Source organism: Pseudomonas sp. 1176_21 (assembly GCF_052850635.1).
Genome location: NZ_VXCV01000013.1, coordinates 1 through 24,832, shown reverse-complemented (window position 1 = coordinate 24,832; position 24,832 = coordinate 1). Strand labels below are relative to the sequence as shown.

At 62.1% G+C, this 24,832-nt stretch carries 28 protein-coding genes and 1 tRNA gene; 23 read left to right on the top strand and 6 right to left on the bottom strand.

Annotated features, from left to right (window positions below):
- Positions 1–182: 182 nt before the first annotated feature.
- Positions 183–965 (bottom strand): AraC family transcriptional regulator, encoded by a 783-nt coding sequence (locus FW760_RS22970; protein ID WP_123752916.1) that lies wholly within the window; start codon positions 963–965, stop codon positions 183–185.
- A gap of 93 nt (positions 966–1,058) precedes the next feature.
- Here FW760_RS22970 and FW760_RS22965 point away from each other — a divergent pair, with 93 nt between their 5' ends.
- A complete protein-coding gene (locus FW760_RS22965; protein WP_236177002.1) occupies positions 1,059–1,967 on the top strand; it encodes an EamA family transporter in 909 nt (302 codons plus the stop codon).
- A 38-nt stretch (positions 1,968–2,005) separates the two neighbouring features.
- On the opposite strand, the gene FW760_RS22960 is transcribed toward FW760_RS22965, so the two are convergent.
- The 3 genes from FW760_RS22960 to FW760_RS22950 are packed head-to-tail and all read right to left on the bottom strand — an operon-like array spanning position 2,006 to position 4,556.
- Positions 2,006–2,908, bottom strand: a complete 903-nt coding sequence (locus FW760_RS22960) for a transporter substrate-binding domain-containing protein (protein ID WP_043864448.1) — start codon at positions 2,906–2,908, stop codon at positions 2,006–2,008.
- Between the two features lie 30 nt (positions 2,909–2,938).
- Complete coding sequence (locus FW760_RS22955; protein ID WP_116052897.1) at positions 2,939–3,289, bottom strand: RidA family protein; 351 nt, start codon at positions 3,287–3,289, stop codon at positions 2,939–2,941.
- Positions 3,290–3,314: 25 nt separating this feature from the next.
- The gene (locus FW760_RS22950) at positions 3,315–4,556 is read right to left on the bottom strand and encodes a D-amino acid dehydrogenase (protein ID WP_116052900.1); all 1,242 of its coding nucleotides are present in this window, start codon (positions 4,554–4,556) and stop codon (positions 3,315–3,317) included.
- A gap of 107 nt (positions 4,557–4,663) precedes the next feature.
- Between FW760_RS22950 and FW760_RS22945 the strand changes: the two genes are divergently transcribed.
- Positions 4,664–5,569, top strand: a complete 906-nt coding sequence (locus FW760_RS22945) for a LysR substrate-binding domain-containing protein (RefSeq protein WP_116052903.1) — start codon at positions 4,664–4,666, stop codon at positions 5,567–5,569.
- Positions 5,570–6,024: 455 nt separating this feature from the next.
- The gene (locus FW760_RS22940) at positions 6,025–6,585 is read left to right on the top strand and encodes a hypothetical protein (protein ID WP_143516664.1); all 561 of its coding nucleotides are present in this window, start codon (positions 6,025–6,027) and stop codon (positions 6,583–6,585) included.
- Positions 6,586–7,133: 548 nt separating this feature from the next.
- On the opposite strand, the gene FW760_RS22935 is transcribed toward FW760_RS22940, so the two are convergent.
- Positions 7,134–7,218: transfer RNA gene (locus FW760_RS22935), tRNA-Leu, on the bottom strand.
- Positions 7,219–7,326: 108 nt separating this feature from the next.
- Here FW760_RS22935 and queA point away from each other — a divergent pair.
- From queA to FW760_RS22905, 6 genes are all read left to right on the top strand, one after another.
- Positions 7,327–8,376: a tRNA preQ1(34) S-adenosylmethionine ribosyltransferase-isomerase QueA gene (queA, locus tag FW760_RS22930; protein ID WP_043864453.1), complete on the top strand. Its 1,050-nt coding sequence runs from the start codon at positions 7,327–7,329 to the stop codon at positions 8,374–8,376.
- A 14-nt stretch (positions 8,377–8,390) separates the two neighbouring features.
- The gene (tgt, locus tag FW760_RS22925; protein WP_446444029.1) at positions 8,391–9,506 is read left to right on the top strand and encodes a tRNA guanosine(34) transglycosylase Tgt; all 1,116 of its coding nucleotides are present in this window, start codon (positions 8,391–8,393) and stop codon (positions 9,504–9,506) included.
- Between the two features lie 51 nt (positions 9,507–9,557).
- Positions 9,558–9,899: a preprotein translocase subunit YajC gene (gene yajC, locus FW760_RS22920; protein WP_043864455.1), complete on the top strand. Its 342-nt coding sequence runs from the start codon at positions 9,558–9,560 to the stop codon at positions 9,897–9,899.
- A gap of 63 nt (positions 9,900–9,962) precedes the next feature.
- Positions 9,963–11,831, top strand: coding sequence for a protein translocase subunit SecD (gene secD, locus FW760_RS22915; protein WP_054916607.1), 1,869 nt, complete (start codon positions 9,963–9,965; stop codon positions 11,829–11,831).
- A gap of 9 nt (positions 11,832–11,840) precedes the next feature.
- The gene (secF, locus tag FW760_RS22910; protein WP_043864457.1) at positions 11,841–12,752 is read left to right on the top strand and encodes a protein translocase subunit SecF; all 912 of its coding nucleotides are present in this window, start codon (positions 11,841–11,843) and stop codon (positions 12,750–12,752) included.
- Positions 12,753–12,873: 121 nt separating this feature from the next.
- Entirely contained in the window at positions 12,874–13,422 is a 549-nt protein-coding gene (locus FW760_RS22905; protein WP_043864458.1) for a glycine zipper 2TM domain-containing protein, read from the top strand.
- Positions 13,423–13,558: 136 nt separating this feature from the next.
- Here FW760_RS22905 and suhB read toward each other — a convergent pair whose 3' ends face one another.
- Entirely contained in the window at positions 13,559–14,377 is an 819-nt protein-coding gene (gene suhB, locus FW760_RS22900; protein ID WP_043864459.1) for a type III secretion system regulator SuhB, read from the bottom strand.
- A 145-nt stretch (positions 14,378–14,522) separates the two neighbouring features.
- Here suhB and trmJ point away from each other — a divergent pair, with 145 nt between their 5' ends.
- From trmJ to FW760_RS22830, 14 genes are all read left to right on the top strand, one after another.
- Positions 14,523–15,296 (top strand): tRNA (cytosine(32)/uridine(32)-2'-O)-methyltransferase TrmJ, encoded by a 774-nt coding sequence (trmJ, locus tag FW760_RS22895; protein WP_043864460.1) that lies wholly within the window; start codon positions 14,523–14,525, stop codon positions 15,294–15,296.
- Positions 15,297–16,079, top strand: coding sequence for a serine O-acetyltransferase (cysE, locus tag FW760_RS22890; protein WP_054916605.1), 783 nt, complete (start codon positions 15,297–15,299; stop codon positions 16,077–16,079).
- Positions 16,080–16,233: 154 nt separating this feature from the next.
- Complete coding sequence (gene iscR, locus FW760_RS22885) at positions 16,234–16,725, top strand: Fe-S cluster assembly transcriptional regulator IscR (RefSeq protein ID WP_043864462.1); 492 nt, start codon at positions 16,234–16,236, stop codon at positions 16,723–16,725.
- A 43-nt stretch (positions 16,726–16,768) separates the two neighbouring features.
- A complete protein-coding gene (locus FW760_RS22880) occupies positions 16,769–17,983 on the top strand; it encodes an IscS subfamily cysteine desulfurase (protein WP_043864463.1) in 1,215 nt (404 codons plus the stop codon).
- A 46-nt stretch (positions 17,984–18,029) separates the two neighbouring features.
- Positions 18,030–18,416 carry a Fe-S cluster assembly scaffold IscU gene (gene iscU / locus FW760_RS22875; RefSeq protein WP_002552476.1) on the top strand — a complete coding sequence of 129 codons (387 nt, stop codon included), beginning with the start codon at positions 18,030–18,032 and terminating at the stop codon, positions 18,414–18,416.
- Between the two features lie 28 nt (positions 18,417–18,444).
- Positions 18,445–18,768, top strand: coding sequence for an iron-sulfur cluster assembly protein IscA (gene iscA / locus FW760_RS22870; RefSeq protein WP_043864464.1), 324 nt, complete (start codon positions 18,445–18,447; stop codon positions 18,766–18,768).
- An 8-nt stretch (positions 18,769–18,776) separates the two neighbouring features.
- Positions 18,777–19,298, top strand: a complete 522-nt coding sequence (gene hscB / locus FW760_RS22865; protein ID WP_043864465.1) for a co-chaperone HscB — start codon at positions 18,777–18,779, stop codon at positions 19,296–19,298.
- 41 nt (positions 19,299–19,339) lie between these two features.
- Positions 19,340–21,202, top strand: coding sequence for a Fe-S protein assembly chaperone HscA (gene hscA / locus FW760_RS22860; RefSeq protein WP_043864466.1), 1,863 nt, complete (start codon positions 19,340–19,342; stop codon positions 21,200–21,202).
- Positions 21,203–21,205: 3 nt separating this feature from the next.
- Positions 21,206–21,547, top strand: a complete 342-nt coding sequence (gene fdx / locus FW760_RS22855) for an ISC system 2Fe-2S type ferredoxin (protein ID WP_043864467.1) — start codon at positions 21,206–21,208, stop codon at positions 21,545–21,547.
- Between the two features lie 14 nt (positions 21,548–21,561).
- A complete protein-coding gene (gene iscX, locus FW760_RS22850) occupies positions 21,562–21,762 on the top strand; it encodes a Fe-S cluster assembly protein IscX (RefSeq protein WP_043864468.1) in 201 nt (66 codons plus the stop codon).
- A gap of 91 nt (positions 21,763–21,853) precedes the next feature.
- The gene (gene ndk / locus FW760_RS22845) at positions 21,854–22,279 is read left to right on the top strand and encodes a nucleoside-diphosphate kinase (RefSeq protein ID WP_043864469.1); all 426 of its coding nucleotides are present in this window, start codon (positions 21,854–21,856) and stop codon (positions 22,277–22,279) included.
- Between the two features lie 28 nt (positions 22,280–22,307).
- A complete protein-coding gene (gene rlmN, locus FW760_RS22840) occupies positions 22,308–23,456 on the top strand; it encodes a 23S rRNA (adenine(2503)-C(2))-methyltransferase RlmN (RefSeq protein ID WP_054916603.1) in 1,149 nt (382 codons plus the stop codon).
- Between the two features lie 7 nt (positions 23,457–23,463).
- A complete protein-coding gene (gene pilW / locus FW760_RS22835) occupies positions 23,464–24,222 on the top strand; it encodes a type IV pilus biogenesis/stability protein PilW (RefSeq protein WP_043864471.1) in 759 nt (252 codons plus the stop codon).
- On the top strand, positions 24,222–24,832 hold a 611-nt coding region (locus FW760_RS22830; protein ID WP_446444013.1), incomplete at its 3' end, for a helix-turn-helix domain-containing protein. The genes pilW and FW760_RS22830, both read left to right, overlap by 1 nt.

Genomic DNA, 24,832 nt, shown 5'->3' with positions numbered 1-24,832 from the left:
GCCGTACCACAGTCGCAGGCCCCGTTTTTGCTGGGCCTGGCGCGGTAGTGAGGTGGCAATGGTGTTGGTGCGGGAGGTTTTTGTTGGCTGGCTGTTGCTGGGGCAACAGTTGCTGGGCAGACAGTTGGCTGTGGGTGTAGGCCTGGCGCGCTACTGCTTGGGTTGCAGCGAATCGTGGTGCATCAACTTACCGCGTTGGCGAAGTACTGGCTGGGCGCCGCGCCCAGCACGCGCCGGAACACACTGGTGAACGCACTGGGGCTGCTGTAGCCAAGGTCCGTCGCCACCCGCGTGATCGCCTCGCCATTGCCCAGGCGCACCACCGCCGCCATCAGGCATGCCTGCTGTCGCCATGCCACGAAGCTGATGCCGGTGTGCTGGCGAAACAGCCGGGTGAAGGTGCGCCGGCTCATGCCCACCTGGCGGGCCATGTCATCGATCCCTGTATCCAGCGAGGGCTGTGCCAGCAAGTGCTGGCAGGCCCGGGCGAGCCTGGGTTCGCTGGGCAGCGGTGCATTCAGCGACAGCGCCGGCATGTCGGCAATCTCGTGCAGCAGCAGGTTCATCAGGTAGCCCTCGCGGCTGCCTTCGGCATACAGCGCCGGCACATCCCGGGCGCGCAGCAGCAGTTGGCGCAGCAGTGTCGACACACCGAACACCTGGCAGTGTTCGGGCAGGCCGAGGCGGGTGGCGGCAGGCTGGCGCACATAGGTGTTCAGCATCGTCACCGGGCCGTTCATGCTCATCTCGTGGGGCACGCCTGCGGGCACCCAGATGGCCCGCTGCGGCGGCACCACCCAGTTGCCCTGGCGGGTGAACACCGTGATCACCCCGCAGGCCGCATAGGCGAACTGCCCACGCTGATGGGTATGCAAGGCAAAGTGCTGCCCGTCGCCATAGTCGTTGGCCGTGACCACGGCGTCGCGGGGGGTGTGTTCATAGGGGTCGATGTCGATTTCGCGCATGGCCCGAATTTAATGATCTATGACCTGATAGTGCAAGCGAGCCAGTGTGCTCATTGCGCATAGTGGCGCCCTGACTTTCGGGATAGGTACGCCATGCAAAAGAAACATCTGGCCCTGGCCGTGCTGGTGACGGCGGTATGGGGGTTCAACTTTCCCATCACCAAGCTCGGCCTGGCCGCAATTGACCCGCTGCTGTTAACGGCGTTGCGATTCACCCTGGCGGCGTTGCCGTGGGTGTTCTTCATCCGGCGCCCGGCGGTCGGCCTGGGCTGGGTGGCGGCATACGGGTTGATCTTTGGCGTGGCGATGTGGGCGTTGATCAACCTGGGAATCGAGCTGGGCGTGCCGCCGGGCACGGCGGCGTTGCTGGTGCAGTTCAGTGCGTTTTTCACCCTGGGCTGGGGCGTGTTGCTGTTTCGCGAACGCCTTGGCGTGGGGCAGGGCGTCGGGGTGGGGCTGGCAGTGCTGGGGCTGGTGTCCATCATCAATGGCAGGCCCGGCGATGGCTCGGTGGTGGGTTATGGCTTGTTGCTGGTGAGTGCGTTCAGCTGGAGTGTGGGCAACGTCATCATCAAGCGCTCGAAGGTGCGCGAGATGTTTGCCTTTGTGGTGTGGGCGAGCCTGTTCGCACCGCTGCCGCTGGTGCTGCTCACCTGGCTGATGCATGGCACCGCGCCGTTCACCGGGGTGGCCGCGCAGGTGGGGTGGGTGGCGGTGTTTTCGCTGGTGTTCCAGGTGTATGCGGCGACGCACTTCTGTTACTGGGGGTGGAACCTGCTGCTGCGTGAGTATCCGGTGTCGAAGGTGGCGCCGTTGTCGTTGCTGATCCCGGTATTCGGGGTGGCAGGGTCGATGGTGCTGCTGGGGCACCGGGTGGATGCGCACGAGGCGGTTTCGATCGGGTTGATTCTGGCGGCGCTGGGGGCGGGGTTCGTGAAGTGGCCTGGGCGGGCGCATTCGCCAGCAAGGCTGGCGCCTACAGGGGAGCGCGAGACGGTGTAGGCGCCAGCGTTGTTGCTGAAGGGGCAGGGCACTGATCGCTACTGCACCGGATCACTCACCGGCTTGGCAATGATCGCCTTGAGTTCACTGGTCATCGGGAACTCGAGGTTCAAGCCTTTTGGCGGGATCGGCTGCTCAAACCAGCGCTGGTAGATCCCGTTGATCTCCCCCGAGCTGTACAGCTCGCCCAGTGTCGAATTCACCAGTGCGAGGAATTGCGGATCGTCCTTGCGCACCATGCAGCTGTAGATTTCCCGAGACTGCTCCTCCCCAACCACTACCCACTTGTGCGGATCGCGAGCCTTGGCGCGCTCGCCGTAGAGCAATGCATCGTCCATGTAGAACGCCGCTGCCCGACCGGACTGCAACAGCTGGAAGGCTTCGCCGTGGTCCTTGGCGCTGATCACGAACATGTCGATCTTGTTATCGATGTTGTAGCTCTTCAGATAGCGCTCGTTGGTGGTGCCGGCGGTGGTCACCACGTTCTTGCCGCGCAGGTCGGCGAAGCTCTTGATCCCACTGTCGTTGGCGGTCAGCAACTGGCCTTTGACGTAGATGAAGCCGTAGGAAAACGCCACCTGTTTTTGCCGCTCAGCGGTCACGCCGGTCGAGCCACATTCCAGGTCGACCGTGCCGTTCTGCACCAGCGGAATGCGGGTTTGCGAAGTCACCAGGTTGTATTTGACCTTGAGCTGGGGCGCCGCGAGCTTTTGCTGCACGCGCTCGACGATCTTGTTCGCCAGGTCCACCGAGTAACCCATCGGTTGACCCGAGTGATCGCCCACGTAGGAGAAGGGTACCGACGCATCGCGATAACCCAGGGTAATGCTGTTGGTACTGGCAATCTTGCTCAGGGTCGGCCCCAGCGAGGTTTCTTCAGCCTGCACTTGAGTGCCGAGCAATACGCCCAGGGTGCAGCCGAGCAACGTGATTTTTTGCATTGTTATTCTCCGTTGTGGGTGATGGATTGCTTAGCGGCGGGCCGCGATAACGCTGATTTCGACTCGCACCTGCGGGCGGGCCAGCTCGGCCTGCAAGGTCGTGCGACTCGGTGCCTGGTCAGGCGACAACCAGTCCGACCATACGTAGTTCATCGCCGCGAAATCCTCACCAATGTCCTTCAGGTAAATGGTCGCGCTGAGCAGGTGATCCTTGTCGCTGCCCGCCTCGGCCAACAGCGCGTCGATTTTTGCCAGCACCTGGCGAGTCTGGCCAGCGGCGTCGGTGGCATCACCCGGTACTTGGCCGGAGAGAAACACCAGGTCGCCAAAGGTCACGGCAGCGGACAAGCGTGGATTGGGCTGGATGCGGCTGATGGTCATCGGATAGTCCTTCTCTTGGGTAATTTCAGGCCACACGGGGCGCAAAGCCCTGCAGATCAATGGAGGGGCGGCGCTGGCCGATCAGCTCGCCGAGCAACTGCGCACTGCCGCAGGCCAGGGTGAAGCCCAGGGCACCATGGCCGAGGTTGAGCCACAGGTTGCGATACGCCGTTGCGCCCAGCAGCGGCACGCCGCTAGGGGTCGCCGGGCGCATACCGGCCCACTCGATGGCCTGCTCGTAGTCGCCGGCATTGGCGAAGGTGTCACGCGCCTGGCGCTTGATCAGGGCCAGCCGCTTGGGGTCCAGCGCCTGTTCAAAGCCGACGATGTCGACCATGGCCGCTACCCGCAGTTGCTCGCCGATGCGGGCGTAGACGATCTTGCGGTCATAGTCAGTGATGCTCAGGTCCGGGGCCCAGTGGTGGGCGCCGATCGGCACGGTGAGGCTATAGCCCTTGAGCGGGTACAGGGGCAGGTGCACCCCTGGCAACGTCAGCAGTGGGCTGCGATGGCCGGCGGCAATCACCAGATGCTCCACTGGCAGCACTTCATCCCCCAGTTCGATTGCGCTCACCATGCCATTGGCCTGGCGAATACCGGTCACGGCCTGGCCCAGGCGGAACTCGCAACGGCCCGAGGCCCGCAAACGCGCCGCCAGTAGCTGGCAGAAGCCGTGGCAGTCACCGACCTCTTCATCGGGGGTGTAGATCGCGCCAACAAAGGGGGCATCGGCCAGCGCCGGGTCCAGGCGGGCGCAGTCGGCAGACGACAGCACCTGCTGTTGCTGGGGGGCGGCCAGCCTGTGGCGGGCGTGCTCGAAGCTCGCGGTGTTGCGAAAGGTCACCAGCTTGCCATTGCGCCGCCAGTGGAAACCGTCCAGGGCATCGTCCTCGCGCCAGGCCTGCAGGGTGGCCTGGCTGAACAACGCCAGGCGCAGCAGGTGGGCTGCATTGGTGCGGTTGACGGAGGAGCGGCAGGCCCCCAGAAAGGACGCCATCCAGCGCCACTGCGCCGGGTCCAGGCGGGGGCGCAGCTTCAACGGTGAGTCACCGCGCAGCATCCAGCCGATGGCCTGCAATGGCACGCCGGCATCGGCCAGGGGCGCCACGTAGCGATAGGACAACTGGCCGCCATTGGCAAAACTGGTTTCACTGCCCAGCGAATCCCGCGCCTCGACCAGGGTCACCTCAACGCCATCGCGCACCAGTGCGTAAGCCGTTGCCAGGCCAATGACGCCGCCGCCGATGATGCATACACGCTGAGCCATGTCATTCCTTAGCCGTGGTTGAGACGAGACCGAGGTTAGAGCCAGGTGACAGGCGCCGAACAATGAATAAAGATGGTCATCCCATAAACAAAGGTTATGGACTCGCCATGCGCCTTCGCCACATCGAGATCTTCCAGGCCATCCGTCAGACCGGGTCGGTCAGCGCTGCCGCGCAGTTACTGCACGTCTCCCAACCCGCCGTGACCAAAGTGCTGCAACACGCTGAGCAGCATCTGGGTTTCCCGTTGTTTCTACGGGTGCGCGGCAAACTCCAGGCCACCCCGGAAGCGCTGGAGCTGGAGCGTGAGGTCGACAAGGTCACCGAAAGCCTGCAAGGGGTGCGACGCCTGGCCCAGAGCCTGCGCCGCGAGCCGGGCCACAGCCTGCGGATCGGCGCGACCCCGGCACTGGCCCTGTCGTTGTTGCCGCCGGCCATTCATGAATGGACGCAACGTTATCCGGAGATCGCCTGCGAGCTGTCCAGTGCCCATAGCCGCGAGCTGGTGCAGAACCTGCTGATGCGCGAAATCGATGTCGCCCTGACCCTGCAACTACCCGATCACCCGGGGCTCAATGCCCAGGCGCTGGCCAGTGGGGTGTTGGTGGCGTTGGCGCCGGCCGGTTACTGGCCCCAGGAGGAAGAAGGCCAGCCGCTGCCGCTGCAGGCCCTGGCCGACGCGCCGCTGATCGGGCTGTCCAGTGCCGATCCGCTGTCGGCCCGCCTCGACAGCTATCTCGAGGCGGTAGAGCCGCCGCCACGGGTGAGCATCGCGGTGCAAACCTATTCACTGGCCAGGGCGATGGTCGAATCCGGTGCAGGGCTGGCGGTGATCGATCCCTTCACCGCCCTCAGCGCGTCGCCTGGGGCCATCGCCATTCGCCCCCTGGCTCCAGCGTTGCCGATCACCCTGTACGCGGTGACCCGCGCTGCCGAACCGCCACCGCATACACTGGGCGAGCTGCTGACGATCTTCAGCGCTCGTGCGCAGGGGCAATTGGATTGTTGGCGCTGAAGCGTTGACTTGCCAGGGAAGGGGATGAAACCCCAGAGACTAAAAAGCCCGCAGTCAGCGGGCTTTATGGGTGTTGCGTAGTCGTCGTTGGACGGCTATGTACATCGAAATAGTAATGGGTTTGGAAGCCATTCGGTAAGCACATCCAAAACAGAGTTGGGCTGTGATAAGCGATGTGTTTTCCACCGCATACGAAAAACCGTAATTGCTACATTAGAGCGTGCAGATGTAAAAAACCTTGTCATCATTTCATGGGTAGGTCATAAAGCAGAGGGTTTGTTGCGGATGACTGTTGACAGGTATTGCGAAGGAAAGCACTTGAAGAACTCGCATACAAGTTCCAGTCTTAAATATATTACGTCCTCTCGATGTTGGAATGATGGCGTTTAACTATCACTCAAATGGTGATAGCATTTTGCCTTGGTGGCAAGACTTGGCTCTCGCGATTCAACTGAATGGATAAGGAAAAGATGGAAAAAATTAAAAGCTTTGTGCTGGCATCGTTGGTTGCCGCTTTTGCGTGCACAGCATCAGCAGAAACCTTTGAACACGTCGAGCTTGATAAAGACAGAAGAAGCGTTGAGTATTCTGGACCTATCAATAAGACAATCAGTGCGATTAAAGAACGTAAATGGCTAGGACAAACCAAGGCTATGGATGGTGGGGTCGTGTTCACCCCTTATGTGAATCCCCAATTCGGTAAGAACAATACTGAATCCGGGGGTGCCATTATGGTGACTGCTACATTTTATCTCTATGACAAGCCAGTCAAAGAAGCGTTGATGGTTGCACGTCAAAGTCAAATTCCCGGTTTTGTTGAGTTTTATGGCTATGATTCAAGGGAGCTTCAAATGCATATAAGAATGGTTGACGATGACACCTTTCAATCGTTCGCAAGTGATACGCAATATCGCTCTCCTGAAAAGCTGAATACTTACAAGAAAGTCGACAGTTTCAATAAGAGTAATTACAAGAGCGAGTTGAAGTCTGCCTTGGATGATGGCACTGTTTTTTGAAATGTGTAAACGACAATAAAGCACATCAGTGTTTTTGTTGATTTGAGGTCGATGAAGAGAAGATAGACCGCGTTCGTATAATGGTCGATAACTATCAGGCTGCCTTTCAAGGTGGCCTTTTCAATGCCTGCTATACAGTTGCCAAGCATTGTTGAATGCTTGATTTGTTCGGTCTTTTAATTTCGATGACAGTCAAATAATGGCTTAATGCAACGAAATATTGTGTCAATGGTAGATTGAAAATATATGTAGGGTTGGATTGTAGCTGTCAAAAATTAAAAGTTAGGGTTAGACCCGTGCTCAATTTTCATGCTTGAACACGTTCAACCACAAAAAACGACCTTGCCGGAGACGCGAAGGTTCTTGAATACCCATAAAATCTATTGCCTTTTGTGGGTTTGTATGATCTTGGCTTCGCGTGGTGTAACGCTTTGGGGCCGCATTTTCCGAGGGAAATGGGTTTGAGAAGAACAGATTTTCTGGATAGAAAAAGGGGTAGAAATTTCTTTCTACCCCTTCTCTAAGTCCTTGATTTACAAGGATTTGTATGGTGCCCCGAGGGAGACTCGAACTCCCACTCCTTTCGAAAACGGATTTTGAATCCGCCGCGTCTACCAATTCCGCCATCAGGGCTTGTGGCGGCGAAGTATAGTGAGGCGCCTACCGTTGGTCAATCAGCTTTCATGGTCAATTTTGCCGCTTTCCGCTAAACTTTGCGGCCCTGTCAAACCGATCACCATCATGCGCGTCGCCGATTTCTCCTTTGAGCTTCCAGATTCCCTGATCGCCCGCCATCCACTGGCCGAACGGCGCAGCAGCCGGCTGTTGACCCTCGACGGGCCCACCGGCGCGCTCGCGCATCGCCAGTTCACCGACCTGCTCGAGCACCTGCGCCCGGGCGATCTGATGGTGTTCAACAACACCCGGGTGATCCCGGCCCGACTGTTCGGCCAGAAGGCCTCCGGCGGCAAGCTGGAGATCCTCATCGAGCGCGTGCTCGACAGCCATCGCGTGCTCGCCCACGTGCGCTCGAGCAAGTCGCCCAAGCCAGGCACCCAGCTGCTGATCGACGGCGGCGGCGAAGCCGAGATGGTCGCGCGCCACGACGCGCTGTTCGAGCTGCGCTTCACCGAAGAGGTGCTGCCACTGCTCGACCGCGTCGGCCACATGCCGTTGCCTCCTTATATAGACCGCCCCGACGAAGGCGCCGACCGCGAGCGCTATCAGACGGTCTATGCGCAGCGCTCCGGCGCCGTGGCCGCGCCCACCGCCGGCCTGCACTTCGATGAAGAGCTGATGGGCAAGATCGCCGAAAAGGGCGTGAGTACCGCCTTCGTCACCCTGCACGTGGGCGCCGGCACCTTCCAGCCGGTGCGCGTGGAGCGCATCGAAGATCACCACATGCATAAAGAGTGGCTCGAAGTGGGCCAGGACGTGGTGGACGCCGTGGCCGAATGCCGGGCGCGTGGCGGGCGGGTGATCGCGGTCGGCACCACCAGCGTGCGCTCGCTGGAAAGCGCGGCGCGCGACGGTACGCTCAAGCCGTTCAGCGGCGATACCGACATCTTTATTTTCCCGGGCCGCCCGTTCCACGTGGTTGACGCCCTGGTGACCAACTTCCATTTGCCCGAATCCACGCTGCTGATGCTGGTTTCGGCCTTCGCCGGTTACCCCGAGACCATGGCTGCCTACGCCGCAGCGGTGGAAAACGGCTACCGCTTCTTCAGTTACGGTGATGCCATGTTCATCACCCGCAATCCGGCGCCACGCGGGCCCGAGGATCAAGCATGAGTCGCACCTGTCGTATGTCCTTCGAGTTGCTGGCCACCGACGGCAAGGCCCGTCGCGGCCGCCTGACATTCCCCCGGGGCGTGGTCGAAACCCCGGCCTTCATGCCGGTGGGCACCTATGGCACGGTCAAGGGCATGCTGCCACGCGACATCGAGGCCATCGGCGCGCAGATGATCCTGGGCAACACCTTCCACCTGTGGCTGCGCCCGGGCACCGAGGTGATCAAGGCCCACGGCGACCTGCACGACTTCATGAAGTGGCAGGGCCCGATCCTCACCGACTCCGGCGGCTTCCAGGTGTTCAGCCTGGGCGCGATGCGCAAGATCAAGGAGGAGGGCGTGACCTTCGCCTCCCCGGTGGACGGCTCCAAGGTGTTCATGGGCCCGGAAGAGTCGATGCAGGTGCAGCGCGACCTGGGCTCGGACGTGGTGATGATTTTCGACGAGTGCACCCCGTACCCGGCCGATGAAGATGTGGCGCGCATCTCCATGGAGCTGTCGCTGCGCTGGGCCCAGCGCTCCAAGAACGCCCACGGCGACAGCACCGCGGCGCTGTTCGGCATCGTGCAGGGCGGCATGCACCGCAACCTGCGCGAGCGTTCGCTGGAGGGCCTGGACAAGATCGGCTTCGACGGCCTGGCCATTGGCGGGCTGTCGGTGGGCGAGCCCAAGCACGAGATGATCAAGGTGCTGGACTACCTGCCGGGCATGATGCCGGCTGACAAACCTCGTTACCTTATGGGGGTAGGCAAGCCGGAAGATCTCGTTGAGGGTGTGCGCCGCGGCGTCGACATGTTCGATTGCGTGATGCCCACGCGCAATGCGCGCAACGGTCATCTGTTTGTCGATACCGGCGTGCTTAAAATCCGTAACGCGTTCCATCGCCATGATGATTCGCCACTGGATCCGACCTGTGACTGCTACACCTGCCAGAACTTCTCCCGCGCTTATCTGCATCACCTGGATAAATGCGGCGAAATGTTGGGCAGCATGTTGAATACCATCCACAACTTGCGTCATTACCAGCGCCTGATGGCTGGTTTGCGCGAGGCTATTCAACAGGGTACATTGGCCGTCTTTGTCGATGCCTTTTACGCCAAGCGCGGGCTGCCTGTGCCGCCCTTGGATTGATGTTCTGTCGAACCTGACACACGTACAACAACTTGCAACTTGGAGTGCTAAATGAGCTTTCTGATTCCTGCCGCTTACGCGGACGCAGCAGCCCCGGCAGCTGCCGCCGGCCCAGCCGGTACCGGCTTCGAGTGGATTTTCCTGGTCGGCTTCCTGGTCATCTTCTACCTGATGATCTGGCGTCCACAGGCCAAGCGCGCCAAAGAGCAGAAGAACCTGCTGAGCAACCTGCAGAAAGGTGACGAAGTTGTCACCAACGGCGGTATTGCCGGCAAGATCGTCAAAGTGGCCGATGACTTCGTGGTGCTGGAAGTGTCCGACACCGTGGAACTGAAGTTCCAGAAGGGTGCTATTGCCGCGACCCTGCCCAAGGGCACGCTCAAAGCGATCTAAGTTTCAGATTTTCTACAATCGACGGGGCGCGCAAGGCGCCCCGCGTCTTGAACGGGCGGCGTGATGCTGAACAAATATCCTCTATGGAAATACGCACTGATCCTGGCGGTACTGGCGATCGGTTTTATTTATTCCGCTCCCAACCTCTACCCTGACGATGCGGCTATTCAGGTCAGCGGTGCCAGCACGGCGCTGCAGGTCAGCCAGGCCGACCTGGACCGTGCCACCAAGGCACTGGCCGACGCCGGTATCGCGGTCAAGGGTGCAAGCCTGGGCGAGAAGGGCAAGGGCGCACTGGTGCGTCTGGCCAAACAGGACGACCAACTGCCTGCCAAGGACGTTGTGCGCAAGGCGCTGGGTGACGACTACGTCGTTGCACTGAACCTGGCCCCGACCACTCCGCAATGGCTGCGCAACCTGGGTGCAAGCCCGATGAAGCTGGGCCTGGACCTGTCCGGTGGTGTGCACTTCCTGCTTGAAGTGGACATGGACAAGGCCATGGCGGCACGTCTGAAGGTGTACGAAGGCGAAGTCAAAAGCCTGCTGCGCAAGGAGCGTGTGCGCTACCGCAGCCTGCCGCAGCAAGATGGCGGCATTCAACTGGGCTTCTCCGATGACCAGTCCCGCGAACAGGCTCGCAGCCTGATCCGCAAGAATTTCAACGATTTCGAGCTGACCACCACCGAGCGTAACGGCCTGTCGGTGCTGCGTCTGGCGATTACCCCGGCCAAGGTCGCGGAAATCCGTGAATACTCGATCAAGCAGAACCTGACCACGGTACGTAACCGCGTCAACGAACTGGGTGTGGCCGAGCCACTGGTTCAGCGCCAGGGTGCCAACCGCATCGTGGTCGAGCTGCCAGGCGTGCAGGACACCGCCGAAGCCAAGCGTATCCTGGGCAAGACCGCGAACCTGGAGTTCCGTCTGGGTGCCGAGCCGGGTGCGTCCAAGGCCACTACCGAGACCTTCGAGTTCCGTGAGGGCGGTCGCCCACCGGCAGCGGTCGAGCGTGGCCTGATCATCACCGGTGACCAGGTCACCGACGCCCAGGCCAGCTTCGACGAGCAGGGTCGCCCGCAGGTGAACATCCGCCTGGATGGCCACGGCGGCGAGCTGATGAGCCGCGCCACGCGCAGCAACGTCGGGCGCAGCATGGCGGTGATCTTCATCGAACAGCGTCCGGTTACCCGCTACGTCAAGCAGATGGTCGACGGTGTCGAGAAAGACGTGCCGGTGCAGTCGTTCGTGGAAGAGAAGCGCATCATCAGCCTGGCGACCATCCAGTCGCCGCTGGGCAGCCAGTTCCGCATCACCGGCCTGAACGGCCAGGGTGAGTCGTCCGAGCTGGCCCTGCTGCTGCGTGCCGGTGGTCTGGCGGCGCCGATGTACTTCGCCGAAGAACGTACCATTGGCCCGAGCCTGGGTGCCGACAACATCACCAAGGGTATCGATGCATCGCTGTGGGGCATGCTGTTCGTGTCGCTGTTCATCATGGCCATCTACCGTGCCTTCGGCCTGATCGCCACCATCGCCCTGGCGGGCAACATGGTGCTGCTGCTGGCGCTGATGTCGCTGCTGGGGGCTACGCTGACCCTGCCGGGCATTGCCGGTATCGTGCTGACCATGGGTATGGCGGTCGACGCCAACGTACTGATCTTCTCGCGCATACGTGAAGAACTGGCCAATGGCATGTCGGTGCAGCGCGCTATCCACGAAGGCTTCAACCGTGCCTACACCGCGATCGTCGATGCCAACCTGACCACCCTGCTGGTGGGCGGCATCCTGTTCGCCATGGGTACCGGTCCGGTCAAGGGCTTCGCGGTTACCATGTCCCTCGGGATTTTCACCTCGATGTTCACGGCCGTCATGGTCACCCGCGCAATGGTCAACCTGACCTGCGGTGGGCGGGATATCAAGAAGTTGTGGGTATAAGGGGCTGCCATGTTACGTACCATTAACTTCATGGGTGTGCGGAACGTCGCGTTCGGCGTCACCCTGCTGCTGACTGTGCTGGCACTGTTCAGCTGGTTCTACAAAGGGCTCAACTTCGGCCTGGACTTCACTGGCGGTACGCTCATCGAGCTGACCTACGAGCGCCCGGCCAACCTTGGCGAGGTTCGTGAAGAGCTGGTCAGGTCCGGCTTCCACGATGCCGTGGTGCAGAGCTTCGGTGCTACCACCGACCTGCTGGTGCGCATGCCGGGCGACGACCCGATGCTGGGCAACAAGGTGGCCGAGGCACTGCAGAAGATCAGCACCGACAACCCGGCCACGGTCAAGCGTGTCGAGTTCGTCGGCCCGCAGGTGGGCGAGGAACTGCGTGACCAGGGCGGCCTGGGCATGCTGCTGGCGCTGGGCGGCATCCTGGTCTACCTGGCCTTCCGCTTCCAGTGGAAGTTTGCGGTGGGCGCCATCCTGTCGCTGGTGCACGACGTGATCGTGACCATGGGCATCCTGTCGTTCTTCCAGATCACCTTCGACCTGACGGTGCTGGCGGCGGTGCTGGCGATCATCGGCTACTCGCTCAACGACACCATCGTGGTGTTCGACCGGGTACGGGAAAACTTCCGCGTGATGCGCAAGGCTTCGCTGATCGAGAACATCAACGTCTCGACCACCCAGACCCTGCTGCGTACCGTGGCCACCTCGGTGTCCACCTTGCTGGCGATCGCGGCACTGCTGTTCTTCGGTGGTGACAACCTGTGGGGCTTCTCGCTGGCACTGTTCATCGGTGTAATGGCCGGTACCTACTCGTCGATCTACATCGCCAACGTGGTGCTGATCTGGCTGAACCTGAACAGTGAAGACCTGATCCCGCCGGTGAAAACCGAGGGTGTGGACGAGCGTCCATAAGGCTTTTTGCCACTGTCCTGAGCGGTACAAGAAGGCGCGAGTATTGAACTCGCGCCTTTTTTTATGCTCCAAGGCTGGGAGAAGCGCGGGCGTGTTCCCGCAGGTAAATCAGGAGGTTCACGTGAACAAGTCAATGCTGGTGGGTGCGGTGCTGGGTGCTGTCGGTGTCACTGCCGGAGGTGCCGTGGCTACCTACAGCTTGGTCAAGGGCGGGCCGCAATACGCGCAGGTGACGTCGGTGCAGCCGGTCAAGCAGACCGTCAAGACGCCACGGGAAGTCTGCAAGGATGTCACGGTGACCCGTCAGGCGCCGGTGAAGGATCAGCACCAGATCGCCGGTACCGTGCTGGGCGCCGTGGCGGGTGGGTTGCTGGGTAACCAGATCGGCGGCGGCAATGGCAAGAAGATCGCGACCGTGGCCGGTGCCGTCGGTGGTGGCTATGCCGGCAACAAGGTGCAGGAAGGCATGCAGAACCGCGATACCTACACCACCACGCAAACCCGCTGCAACACGGTCAATGACCTGAGCGAGAAGGTGGTAGGGTACGACGTGAAGTATTCGATTGGCGACAAGGCCGGGCAGGTGCGCATGGAGCGCGACCCGGGTTCGCAGATCCCGCTGGACGAGAATGGCAAGCTGGTACTGACGCAGGCGCAGCCTGGGCAGTGATGACCCTTTCGCCGGCAAGGCGGGCTCCTACAAAGCCATGCGCAACCTGTAGGCGCCGGCCTTGCCGGTGAAGAGGCCCGAAAGCCAGCCACAAAAAAGCACCCCGAAGGGTGCTTTCTTATTGCCCGGCTGAAACTCAGCGCTTCAGCGAAGCCGGCAGGTGCGGCTGGATCGCCGTCAACACCGCCTTGAAGCACTTGATGTTGCCGGCAACGATGTGGCCCTTCTCGAGGAAGTCATGACCACCGGTGAAGTCGCTCACCAGGCCGCCCGCTTCCTGGATCAGCAGTGCGCCTGCAGCCATGTCCCACTCGCTCAGGCCCGACTCCCAGAACGCATCGAAGCGGCCGGCGGCCACGTAGGCCAGGTCCAGGCTCGCGGCGCCGGCGCGGCGGATGCCGGCGGTCTGGCCGACCAGGGCACGGAACATGCCCAGGTAGTTGTCCAGGCCATCCATCTGGTTGTCACGGAACGGGAAGCCGGTACCCAGCAGGGCGCCGTCCAGGCTGGTGCGACCGCTGACGCGCAGGCGGCGACCATTGAGCTGGGCGCCACGGCCACGGCTGGCGGTGAATTCTTCCTGGCGTACCGGGTCGAGGACCACGGCGTGTTCCAGGCGACCGCGGTACTTGCACGCGATGCTCACGGCAAAGTGAGGGACGCCACGCAGGAAGTTGGTGGTACCGTCGAGCGGGTCGATGACCCACAGGTAGTCCTTGCCTTCTTCGCCGTTGCCAGCGTGCAGGCCGGTTTCTTCACCGTAGATGGAGTGGTTCGGGTACGCCTTGCGCAGGGCGTCGACGATGACTTTTTCCGCCGCGCGGTCGACTTCGGAGACGTAATCCTTGGCGTCTTTCTCATCTACCTTGATGGTATCCAGGCGCTCGATGGAGCGGAAAATCAATTCACTGGCGCTGCGGGCGGCGCGCAGCGCGATATTCAGCATGGGCTGCATGGACGTTTCACCTGGGTCGTTAAAGAAAGCCGAACATTCTAGCAGAAAACTTTGAACGAAGAAGGGCGACATTTGCTTTCATAGCGTAATGCCGGTCGCTTCTGTAAGATTTGCTCCCTTCCTTCCGTGTCTGTGAGCCGTGCCCGTGCTGCCAAGAATTCGTGTCGTCCTGGTCAATACCAGTCACCCCGGCAATATCGGCGGGGCTGCGCGCGCCATGAAAAACATGGGCCTGTCGCGCCTGGTGCTGGTCGAGCCGAACGACTTTCCTTCCCACGAGGCCAGTGCCCGTGCCTCCGGCGCCGATGACGTGCTGGCGGGTGCCGAGGTGGTGGCCACGCTCGAGGATGCGCTGGTGGGCTGCACCCTGGTGGTGGGCACCAGTGCCCGCGACCGGCGCATCCCGTGGCCCCTGCTCGATCCGCGCGAATGCGGCGCCAAGGTCGTCGAGCAGGCAGGCGAGGGTGCCGAGGTGGCGCTGGTGTTCGGCCGTGAACATGCCGGCCTGACCAACGACGAGCTGCAGCGATGTCATTATCACGTGCATATCCCGTCCAACCCGGATTTCAGTTCGCTGAATCTGGCGGCTGCGGTCCAGGTCCTGGCCTATGAAGTGCGCATGGCCTGGCTGGCAGCCGACGGGCAGGCGTCGAAAGTCGAGAAGGTCGAAGTGGCCTCGGTGCGCAGCGCAGAGCTGGCGACCATGGACGAAATGGAGCTGTTCTACCAGCACCTGGAGTCCGCGCTGGTGGACATCGGCTTTCTCGACCCGACCAAGCCCAAGCACCTGATGCCGCGTTTGCGTCGCCTGTACGGGCGCAGCGCGGTGAGTCGATCGGAAATAAGCATTTTGCGCGGCATCCTCACCGAAACCCAGAAAGCGGCCCGGGGCGATGCGCACAAGCGGAAGGATCAGTAAATGTTCGAGCGTCTGCGTGAAGATATCCAAAGCGTTTTCCACCGTGACCCGGCGGCGCGCAATGCCTTTGAAGTGCTGACCTGCTACCCGGGCATGCATGCGATCTGGCTGCACCGCGCGGCGCATGCCCTGTGGGTACGGGACTGGAAGTGGCTGGCGCGGCTGGTGTCCAACTTCGGTCGCTGGATGACCGGCATCGAGATTCACCCCGGTGCAAAGGTAGGCCGGCGCTTCTTCATCGACCACGGCATGGGCATCGTGATCGGCGAAACCGCCGAGATCGGCGATGACGTGACCCTGTACCAGGGCGTGACCCTGGGCGGCACCAGCTGGAACAAGGGCAAGCGCCACCCGACCCTGGAGGACGGCGTGGTGGTGGGGGCCGGCGCCAAGGTGCTGGGCCCGTTCACCGTGGGCGCGGGGGCCAAGATCGGCTCCAATGCGGTGGTCACCAAGGCGGTGCCGGCCGGCGCCACGGCGGTGGGCATCCCGGGGCGTATCATCGTCAAGTCCGACGCCGAGCAGGAGGCCCGGCGCAAGGCCATGGCCGAGAAGATCGGCTTCGACGCCTACGGCGTGAGCGAAGACATGCCCGACCCGGTGGCCCGCGCCATCGGCCAGTTGCTCGACCACCTGCAAGCGGTGGACGGGCGCCTGGAGGACATGTGCGGTGCGCTCAAGAACCTGGGCAGCGACTACTGCGCCAAGGAACTGCCGGCCCTGCGTGACGAAGACTTCGCGGATGTGAAGGCCGACGCCCGCAGCGACGCGTCGACGCATTGACAGAAGGGCGTGCGCTGGCGCGCCCGACTTTGCTACACTCTGCGCCGCCTCTCAGGCGCAATCCCGACTAAAGCAGTAGGTCTTATAGTTGACTTAAATGCTCGGGAATCGCATACTCGCACACATCCCGTAACTCCCGTGGTACCAAATAGCCATGCGACTGACTACAAAAGGCCGATACGCCGTGACTGCCATGCTTGACCTGGCGTTGCACGCGCAAAACGGGCCGGTGTCCCTGGCCGACATTTCCGAGCGCCAAGGCATCTCCCTTTCCTATCTGGAGCAGCTGTTTGCCAAGCTGCGTCGCAGCAGTCTGGTCTCCAGTGTGCGCGGTCCAGGCGGCGGCTACCAGCTGTCGCGCGTGATGGAAAGCATCCAGGTAGCCCAGGTGATCGATGCGGTCAACGAATCGGTCGACGCTACACGCTGCCAGGGCCTGGGTGATTGCCACGCTGGCGATACCTGCCTGACCCACCACTTGTGGTGTGATCTCAGCCAGCAGATTCACGAATTTCTGAGCGGTATCAGCCTGGCTGACCTTGTTACTCGCCGTGAGGTGCAAGAAGTCGCCCAGCGTCAGGACCTGCGCCGCATGGCGGGCCGGACACCGCATCTGGACAAGATTGAGACATCCGCCGTCGAATGACCGTTTCGACTGCGCGATGAGCCCGCCTGATAGGAGATATTCAATGAAGTTGCCGATCTACCTCGATTACTCCGCGACCACCCCGGTCGACCCACGTGTCGCCCAGAAGATGAGCGATTGCCTGCTGGTCGACGGGAACTTCGGTAACCCGGCCTCGCGCTCCCACGTCTTTGGCTGGAAAGCCGAAGAAGCGGTCGAGAACGCTCGCCGCCAGGTCGCCGACCTGGTCAACGCCGACCCGCGGGAAATTGTCTGGACCAGTGGCGCCACCGAGTCCGACAACCTGGCAATCAAGGGCGTCGCGCACTTCTACGGCACCAAGGGCAAGCACCTGATCACCTCCAAGATCGAGCACAAGGCCGTTCTGGACAGCACCCGTCAGCTGGAGCGTGAAGGCTTCGAAGTCACCTATATCGAGCCGGGCGCCGATGGCCTGATCACCCCGGCCATGGTCGAGGCAGCCCTGCGTGAAGACACCATCCTGGTGTCGATCATGCATGTGAACAACGAAATCGGCACCATCAACGACATCGCCGCCATTGGCGAACTGACCCGCTCGCGTGGCGTCATGTTCCACGTCGATGCCGCGCAGTCCACCGGCAAGGTCGAGATCGACCTGCAGAAGCTGAAGGTCGACCTGATGTCGTTCTCGGCGCACAAGACCTACGGCCCCAAAGGCATCGGCGCGTTGTACGTCAGCCGCAAGCCGCGCGTGCGTCTTGAAGCCACCATGCACGGCGGCGGTCACGAGCGCGGCATGCGTTCGGGCACCCTGGCCACCCACCAGATCGTCGGCATGGGCGAAGCCTTCGCCATCGCCAAGGAACTGATGGCCAGCGAGAACCTGCGCATCAAGGCCCTGAGCGACCGCTTCTACAAGCAGGTCGAGAACCTTGAAGAGCTGTACATCAACGGCAGCATGACCGCGCGTATTCCGCACAACCTGAACCTGAGCTTCAACTACGTCGAAGGCGAGTCGCTGATCATGGCCCTCAAGGACCTGGCAGTGTCTTCGGGTTCGGCGTGCACCTCGGCATCGCTCGAGCCGTCCTACGTGCTGCGCGCCCTGGGCCGCAACGACGAACTGGCGCACAGCTCGATCCGCTTCACCTTCGGTCGCTTCACCACCGAAGAAGAAATCGACTACGCCGCGCAGAAGGTCTGCGAGGCCGTGACCAAGCTGCGCGAATTGTCGCCGCTGTGGGATATGTACAAAGACGGCGTCGACATCTCCAAGATCGAGTGGGCTGCGCACTAAGTAGTCGCCAGCAAGAGCGGCTCTCTGATGAGGAAGGAATAGCACCATGGCTTACAGTGAAAAGGTCATCGACCACTACGAAAACCCACGCAACGTCGGCAAGATGAATGCCGAGGACCCGGATGTCGGTACCGGCATGGTCGGCGCGCCGGCGTGCGGCGACGTGATGCGCCTGCAGATCAAGGTCAACGAGCAGGGCGTCATCGAAGATGCCAAGTTCAAGACCTACGGCTGTGGTTCGGCCATCGCTTCAAGCTCCCTCGCTACCGAGTGGATGAAGGGCAAGACCCTGGACGAAGCCGAAACCATCAAGAACACCCAGCTGGCCGAAGAACTGGCGTTGCCGCCGGTGAAGATCCACTGCTCGGTACTCGCCGAGGACGCCATCAAGGCGGCCGTGCGCGATTACAAGCAGAAGAAAGGTTTGCTCTAAGTTCGCCTGTTGCAGGTAAGGAGTCTCGATGGCTATCAGCATGACAGAAGCCGCCGCCAACCACGTGCGGCGGTCCCTCGAAGGACGCGGCAAGGGTGACGGCATTCGCCTGGGCGTTCGCACCACCGGCTGCTCGGGCCTGGCCTACGTGCTGGAGTTCGTCGACGCGCCGGATAGCGAGGACCAGGTGTTCGAAAGTCACGGCGTCAAGGTGATCATCGACCCGAAAAGCCTGGTGTACCTGGACGGAACCGAACTGGATTTCGTCAAGGAAGGGTTGAACGAAGGCTTCAAGTTCAACAATCCCAACGTGCGCGGTGAGTGTGGCTGCGGCGAAAGCTTCAACGTCTGAGGCTGCGCGTGGGTACTCCTTGTCATTTCGCCCTGTTTGACCTGCAGCCGGGCTTTCGCCTGGACCTCGACAAGCTGGCCGCGCGCTATCGCGAGCTGGCCCGCGAGGTTCACCCGGACCGCTTCGCCGATGCCCCCGAGCGTGAACAGCGCCTGGCGCTGGAGCGCTCGGCCGGCCTCAACGACGCCTACCAGACCCTCAGGAGTGCGCCCAAGCGGGCGCGCTACCTGTTGGCGATGGGGGGCCACGAAGTGCCGCAGGAAGTCACTGTCCACGACCCCGAGTTCCTCTTCCAGCAGATGCAATGGCGAGAAGAGCTCGAAGACCTGCAGGACAGTGCCGACCTCGATGGCGTGGCCGCGTTCAAGCGCCGCCTGAAGGTCGCCCAGGAAGCACTCAACGAGGACTTCGCCGCCTGCTGGGAGGATGCTGCGCAGCGTGAACAGGCCGAGCGCCTGATGCGCCGCATGCAGTTCCTCGACAAGCTCGCCTATGAAGTGCGCCAGCTGGAAGAGCGCCTCGACGATTAACCCGGTGGCGCCATTGGCGACACCCCTGGTATCAGATAAGCATGGCCCTACTGCAGATCGCCGAACCCGGTCAGACGCCACAGCCCCATCAGCGCCGCCTGGCCGTGGGCATTGACCTTGGCACCACCAATTCGCTGGTCGCTGCATTGCGCAGCGGCATTTCCGAACCGCTGCCAGACGCCGAGGGCCGGGTCATCCTGCCGTCGGCGGTGCGCTATCACGCCAACCACGTCGACGTGGGCTACAGTGCCCGTGACGCGGCCTCCAGCGACCCGCTGAACACCGTGCTGTCGGTCAAGCGCCTGATGGGGCGCGGCCTGGCCGACGTCAAGCAACTGGGCGAGCAACTGCCCTACCGCTTTGTCGGCGGCGAGTCGCACATGCCGTTCATCGACACGGTGCAGGGCCCGAAAAGCCCGGTGGAAGTCTCGGCCGACATTCTCAAGGTGCTGCGCCAGCGCGCCGAAGCCACCCTGGGTGGCGAGCTGGTCGGCGCGGTGATCACCGTGCCGGCGTACTTCGACGACGCTCAGCGCCAGGCCACCAAGGACGCTGCGCGCCTGGCCGGGCTGAACGTGCTGCGCCTGCTCAACGAACCGACCGCTGCGGCTGTGGCCTATGGCCTGGACCAGAACGCCGAAGGCGTGGTGGCCATCTATGACCTGGGCGGCGGCACCTTCGACATTTCCATCCTGCGCCTGACCGGCGGTGTGTTCGAAGTGATGGCCACCGGCGGCGACAGCGCCCTGGGCGGCGATGACTTCGACCATGCGGTGGCCGGCTGGATCATCGAGCAGGCGGGCCTGTCTGCCGACCTCGACCCCGGCACCCAGCGTCAACTGCTGCAAGCTGCCTGTGCGGCCAAGGAAGCGTTGACCAACAGCGATGTCGTGTCCGTGAGCCATGGCGCCTGGCAGGGCGAGTTGACCCGTGCCGGCTTCGACGCGCTGATCGAACCGATGGTGGCGCGCAGCCTCAAGGCCTGTCGCCGCGCCGTGCGCGACAGTGGCATCGAGCTGGATGAAGTCGAAGCCGTGGTCATGGTCGGTGGTTCCACTCGCGTGCCGCGTGTGCGCGAGGCGGTGGGCGCGCTGTTCGGGCGTACCCCGCTGACCGAGATCGACCCCGATCAGGTGGTGGCCATCGGCGCCGCGATCCAGGCCGATACCCTGGCCGGCAACAAGCGCGACGGCGGCGAACTGCTGCTGCTCGACGTTATTCCGCTGTCCCTGGGGCTGGAAACCATGGGCGGGTTGATGGAGAAGGTGATCCCGCGCAACACCACCATCCCGGTTGCCCGTGCCCAGGAATTCACCACGTACAAGGATGGCCAGTCGGCCATGATGATCCACGTGCTGCAGGGCGAGCGTGAGCTGATCAGCGACTGCCGCTCCCTGGCGCGCTTCGAGCTGCGCGGCATTCCGGCCATGGTGGCCGGTGCGGCGAAGATTCGCGTCACCTTCCAGGTCGACGCCGACGGCCTGCTCAGCGTTTCGGCGCGCGAGCTGGGCTCGGGTGTGGAATCGAGCATTCAGGTCAAGCCGTCCTACGGCCTGACCGACGGCGAGATCACTCGCATGCTCAAGGACTCCTTCGAACATGCCGGCTACGACAAGGTGGCGCGCCAGCTGCGCGAGCACCAGGTCGACGCCGAGCGTCTGCTCGAAGCGGTGCAGGGCGCGCTGGACGCCGATGGCGAGCGCCTGCTGGACGCCGAAGAGCGCCTGGCGATCGAACAACAGATGCAAGACTTGCGTGATTTGATGAACGGTACCGATGGCGCCGCCATCGAGCAGCAGACCAAGCGTCTGTCGCAAGTGACCGATGCCTTTGCCGCCCGTCGCCTTGATTCGACGGTAAAAGCCGCTTTGGCCGGGCGCAACCTGAATGAGATCGAGGAATAACTGATGCCGCAGGTGATTTTTCTGCCCCACGAGAAGTTCTGTCCGGACGGAATGGTGGTGGAGGCCGAAACCGGTAAGTCCATCCTTGAAGTGGCCCATGACAACCACATCGAGATCGAAAGCGCCTGCGGCGGCGTCTGCGCCTGCACCACGTGCCACTGCGTGATCCGCGAGGGTTTCAACTCGCTGAACGAGGCCGACGAGCTGGAAGAGGACTACCTCGACCGCGCCTGGGGCCTGGAGCCCACGTCGCGCCTGACCTGCCAGGCCAAGGTCGGCACCGAGGACGTGACCGTCGAGATCCCGAAATACTCGCTCAACCACGCCGCTGAAGCGCCGCACTGACCGTTGGAGTCATCATGAGCCTGAAATGGGTTGATGTACTTGAAATTGCAATTCAGCTTGCCGAAAGCAAGCCGGAAGTCGATCCTCGCTACGTGAATTTCGTCGAACTGAGCCGCTGGGTGCAGGCCCTGCCCGACTTCAGCGACGATCCGAACCGTGGCGGAGAGAAGGTGCTTGAAGCCATTCAGGCCGCCTGGATCGAAGAAGCCGACTGAGCGCACTCGGCAGGTTAGGCAATCCCCCGGAACCCGCGTATAATTCGCGGGTTTAATTTTTCGCTTCACTTACTGTTTCTGGAGTTACACCATGGCTGTTCAACGTACTTTCTCCATCATCAAGCCTGACGCCGTTGCCAAGAACGTGATCGGCGAGATCACCACCCGTTTCGAAAAAGCCGGCCTGCGCGTCGTTGCCTCGAAACTCAAGCAACTGTCCAAAGCCGAAGCCGAAGGCTTCTACGCCGAGCACAAAGAGCGCGGCTTCTTCGGTGACCTGGTTGCCTTCATGATCTCCGGCCCGGTCGTTGTACAGGTTCTGGAAGGCGAAAACGCCATCGCTCTGAACCGTGAGCTGATGGGCGCCACCAACCCTAAAGAAGCTGCTGCCGGTACCATCCGTGCCGACTTCGCCGAGTCGATCGACGCCAACGCCGTTCACGGTTCGGACTCCGAAGCCGCTGCTGCTCGCGAAATCTCGTACTTCTTCGCAGCTACCGAGGTAACCGCTCGCTAAGCGACAGCTTACGAGTGAGGGTGAATCCATGACGACATCGACTGGTAAAACTAACCTGTTGGGCCTGACCCAGCCGGAAATGGAAAAATTCTTCGAGTCCATCGGGGAGAAGCGTTTCCGTGCCGGCCAGGTAATGAAATGGATTCACCACTTTGGCGTCGATGATTTCGACGCCATGACGAATGTCGGCAAGGCCCTGCGCGAGAAGCTCAAGGCCGTTGCCGAGATTCGCGGCCCCGAAGTGGTCAGCGAGGACATCTCCAGCGACGGCACCCGCAAGTGGGTGGTGCGCGTGGCGTCCGGCAGCTGCGTCGAGACCGTGTACATCCCCCAGGGCAAGCGTGGCACCCTGTGTGTCTCGTCCCAGGCCGGTTGCGCCCTGGACTGCAGTTTCTGCTCCACCGGCAAGCAAGGATTCAACAGCAACCTCACCGCCGCCGAAGTGATCGGCCAGGTGTGGATTGCCAACAAGTCGTTCGGCAGCATTCCCGCCACCATCGACCGCGCCATCACCAACGTGGTGATGATGGGCATGGGTGAGCCGCTGCTCAACTTCGACAACGTGGTCGCCGCCATGCACCTGATGATGGACGACCTGGGCTACGGCATTTCCAAGCGCCGTGTGACCCTGTCCACCTCCGGCGTGGTGCCGATGATCGACCAGCTGGCCAAGCACATCGACGTGTCCCTGGCGCTGTCGCTGCACGCACCCAACGATGCCCTGCGCAACGAGCTGGTGCCTATCAACAAGAAGTACCCGCTCAAGATGCTGCTCGAGTCGTGCATGCGCTACATGGCCGAACTCGGCGAGAAGCGTGTGCTGACCATCGAGTACACCCTGCTCAAGGACGTCAACGACAAGCTCGAGCACGCGGTCGAGATGGTCGAGCTGCTCAAGAACATCCCGTGCAAGATCAACCTGATTCCGTTCAACCCGTTCCCGCACTCCGGCTACGAGCGTCCGAGCAACAACGCGATCCGCCGCTTCCAGGACCACCTGCACCAGGCCGGCTACAACGTTACCGTGCGCACCACCCGTGGCGAGGACATCGACGCGGCCTGTGGTCAGCTGGTGGGGCAGGTGATGGACCGCACGCGCCGCAGTGAGCGCTATATCGCGGTACGGCAGCTCAATGCCGACGCCGATATGCCGCAAACCGGCGCGGCGGGCAACTGAGGCCGACATGGGCCTGCGCGCCGCGCTGCCAACCCTGTTGCTGACGCTGCTTGCCGGCTGCGTCGGCAGCGGCAGTTCCGACCCGCTGCAAAGCGGCAAGGGGCGCGAAGAGGCACGCCAGGCCTATGTGCAGCTGGGCCTGGGTTATTTGCAACAAGGTTTGACCGAACGCGCCAAGGTGCCGCTGAAAAAGGCCCTTGAACTGGACGCTCGCGACCCGGCAGCCAATGCCGCGCTGGCCCTGGTGTTCCAGCGCGAGGACGAGCCGGCGCTGGCCGAGGGGTATTACCGCAAGGCCCTGGCTGCCAACCCCGACGACCCCCGTATTCGCAACAATTTCGGCAGTTTCCTGTATGCGCAGGGGCGCTATGCCCAGGCGCAGCAGATGTTTCGCCAAGCGGCGGCCGATACCCTGTATCCTGAACGCTCCCGGGTTTTCGAGAACCTTGGCCTGACCGCCATCAAGCTGGGTCAGCGCGAGCAGGCGCGTGAACACCTGCAAAAGGCTTTACGGCTCAACCAGCAGCAACCGCGCGCGTTGCTCGAAATGGCTGAGTTGTCTTACGAAGACAGGCATTATGTGCCGGCGCGCGACTACTACGATCGTTTCAGCCAGCTGAGCGATCACGGCCCCCGCAGCCTGCTGCTGGGTTCGCGCCTGGCAACTGTATTCGAAGAACCTGACAAGGCCGCCGAACTGGGCGTGCAATTACAACGACTTTATCCCGGTACGCCGGAATATCAGCAATACCTGTCGGAGCAATGATGAAAGCGGCGCATCCCGAAGTAGCAGCAGCGACTCGCCAGAATCCCGGTGAGACCTTGCGTCAGGCCCGTGAAAGCAAGGGCTTGTCGCAGGCCGAAGTGGCCCGCAAGCTCAACCTGACCGTGAGTTCCCTGAACAACCTTGAAACCGGCGCGTTCGACAAGCTGCCAGGGCATACCTTCGCCCGCGGCTATATCCGTGCCTACGCCAAGCTGTTCGAGATGGACCAGGCCGAACTGGTGCTGGCCTTCGACCAGGCCACCGGCAGCAATTCCCAGGGCAGCGACGTGCATGCGCTGGGGCGTATCGAAGAGCCGGTACGCCTGTCGCACAACATCCTGCGCATCGTCAGCCTGTTGCTGCTGATCCTGGTGATCGGCGGTGGCTTCTTCTGGTGGCAGGACCAGACCAGCCTGCGCGGCAAGGACCTGGCCAGCCTGGCCATGGAACACGTCGAGGTCGAGAGCGCCGATGGTACCACCCAGATCCACCCGCTGGACGAGCCTGAAGACCAGGCCGTGGCCGAAAGCCAGGAAGCGCCGGCTGCCAGCGCACCGGCCGAGCAGGCCCAGCCTGCCACCGACGAGGCTGCCGCACAGGCCCCGGCCGC

Bases quoted from the DNA above. Each gene is read 5' to 3' on its own strand.
- FW760_RS22970 (WP_123752916.1), bottom strand. From the start codon at position 965: ATGCGCGAAATCGACATCGACCCCTATGAACACACCCCCCGCGACGCC.
- FW760_RS22965 (WP_236177002.1), top strand. From the start codon at position 1,059: ATGCAAAAGAAACATCTGGCCCTGGCCGTGCTGGTGACGGCGGTATGG.
- FW760_RS22960 (WP_043864448.1), bottom strand. From the start codon at position 2,908: ATGCAAAAAATCACGTTGCTCGGCTGCACCCTGGGCGTATTGCTCGGC.
- FW760_RS22955 (WP_116052897.1), bottom strand. From the start codon at position 3,289: ATGACCATCAGCCGCATCCAGCCCAATCCACGCTTGTCCGCTGCCGTG.
- FW760_RS22950 (WP_116052900.1), bottom strand. From the start codon at position 4,556: ATGGCTCAGCGTGTATGCATCATCGGCGGCGGCGTCATTGGCCTGGCA.
- FW760_RS22945 (WP_116052903.1), top strand. From the start codon at position 4,664: ATGCGCCTTCGCCACATCGAGATCTTCCAGGCCATCCGTCAGACCGGG.
- FW760_RS22940 (WP_143516664.1), top strand. From the start codon at position 6,025: ATGGATAAGGAAAAGATGGAAAAAATTAAAAGCTTTGTGCTGGCATCG.
- queA (WP_043864453.1), top strand. From the start codon at position 7,327: ATGCGCGTCGCCGATTTCTCCTTTGAGCTTCCAGATTCCCTGATCGCC.
- tgt (WP_446444029.1), top strand. From the start codon at position 8,391: ATGTCCTTCGAGTTGCTGGCCACCGACGGCAAGGCCCGTCGCGGCCGC.
- yajC (WP_043864455.1), top strand. From the start codon at position 9,558: ATGAGCTTTCTGATTCCTGCCGCTTACGCGGACGCAGCAGCCCCGGCA.
- secD (WP_054916607.1), top strand. From the start codon at position 9,963: ATGCTGAACAAATATCCTCTATGGAAATACGCACTGATCCTGGCGGTA.
- secF (WP_043864457.1), top strand. From the start codon at position 11,841: ATGTTACGTACCATTAACTTCATGGGTGTGCGGAACGTCGCGTTCGGC.
- suhB (WP_043864459.1), bottom strand. From the start codon at position 14,377: ATGCAGCCCATGCTGAATATCGCGCTGCGCGCCGCCCGCAGCGCCAGT.
- cysE (WP_054916605.1), top strand. From the start codon at position 15,297: ATGTTCGAGCGTCTGCGTGAAGATATCCAAAGCGTTTTCCACCGTGAC.
- iscR (WP_043864462.1), top strand. From the start codon at position 16,234: ATGCGACTGACTACAAAAGGCCGATACGCCGTGACTGCCATGCTTGAC.
- FW760_RS22880 (WP_043864463.1), top strand. From the start codon at position 16,769: ATGAAGTTGCCGATCTACCTCGATTACTCCGCGACCACCCCGGTCGAC.
- iscU (WP_002552476.1), top strand. From the start codon at position 18,030: ATGGCTTACAGTGAAAAGGTCATCGACCACTACGAAAACCCACGCAAC.
- iscA (WP_043864464.1), top strand. From the start codon at position 18,445: ATGGCTATCAGCATGACAGAAGCCGCCGCCAACCACGTGCGGCGGTCC.
- hscA (WP_043864466.1), top strand. From the start codon at position 19,340: ATGGCCCTACTGCAGATCGCCGAACCCGGTCAGACGCCACAGCCCCAT.
- fdx (WP_043864467.1), top strand. From the start codon at position 21,206: ATGCCGCAGGTGATTTTTCTGCCCCACGAGAAGTTCTGTCCGGACGGA.
- iscX (WP_043864468.1), top strand. From the start codon at position 21,562: ATGAGCCTGAAATGGGTTGATGTACTTGAAATTGCAATTCAGCTTGCC.
- ndk (WP_043864469.1), top strand. From the start codon at position 21,854: ATGGCTGTTCAACGTACTTTCTCCATCATCAAGCCTGACGCCGTTGCC.
- rlmN (WP_054916603.1), top strand. From the start codon at position 22,308: ATGACGACATCGACTGGTAAAACTAACCTGTTGGGCCTGACCCAGCCG.
- pilW (WP_043864471.1), top strand. From the start codon at position 23,464: ATGGGCCTGCGCGCCGCGCTGCCAACCCTGTTGCTGACGCTGCTTGCC.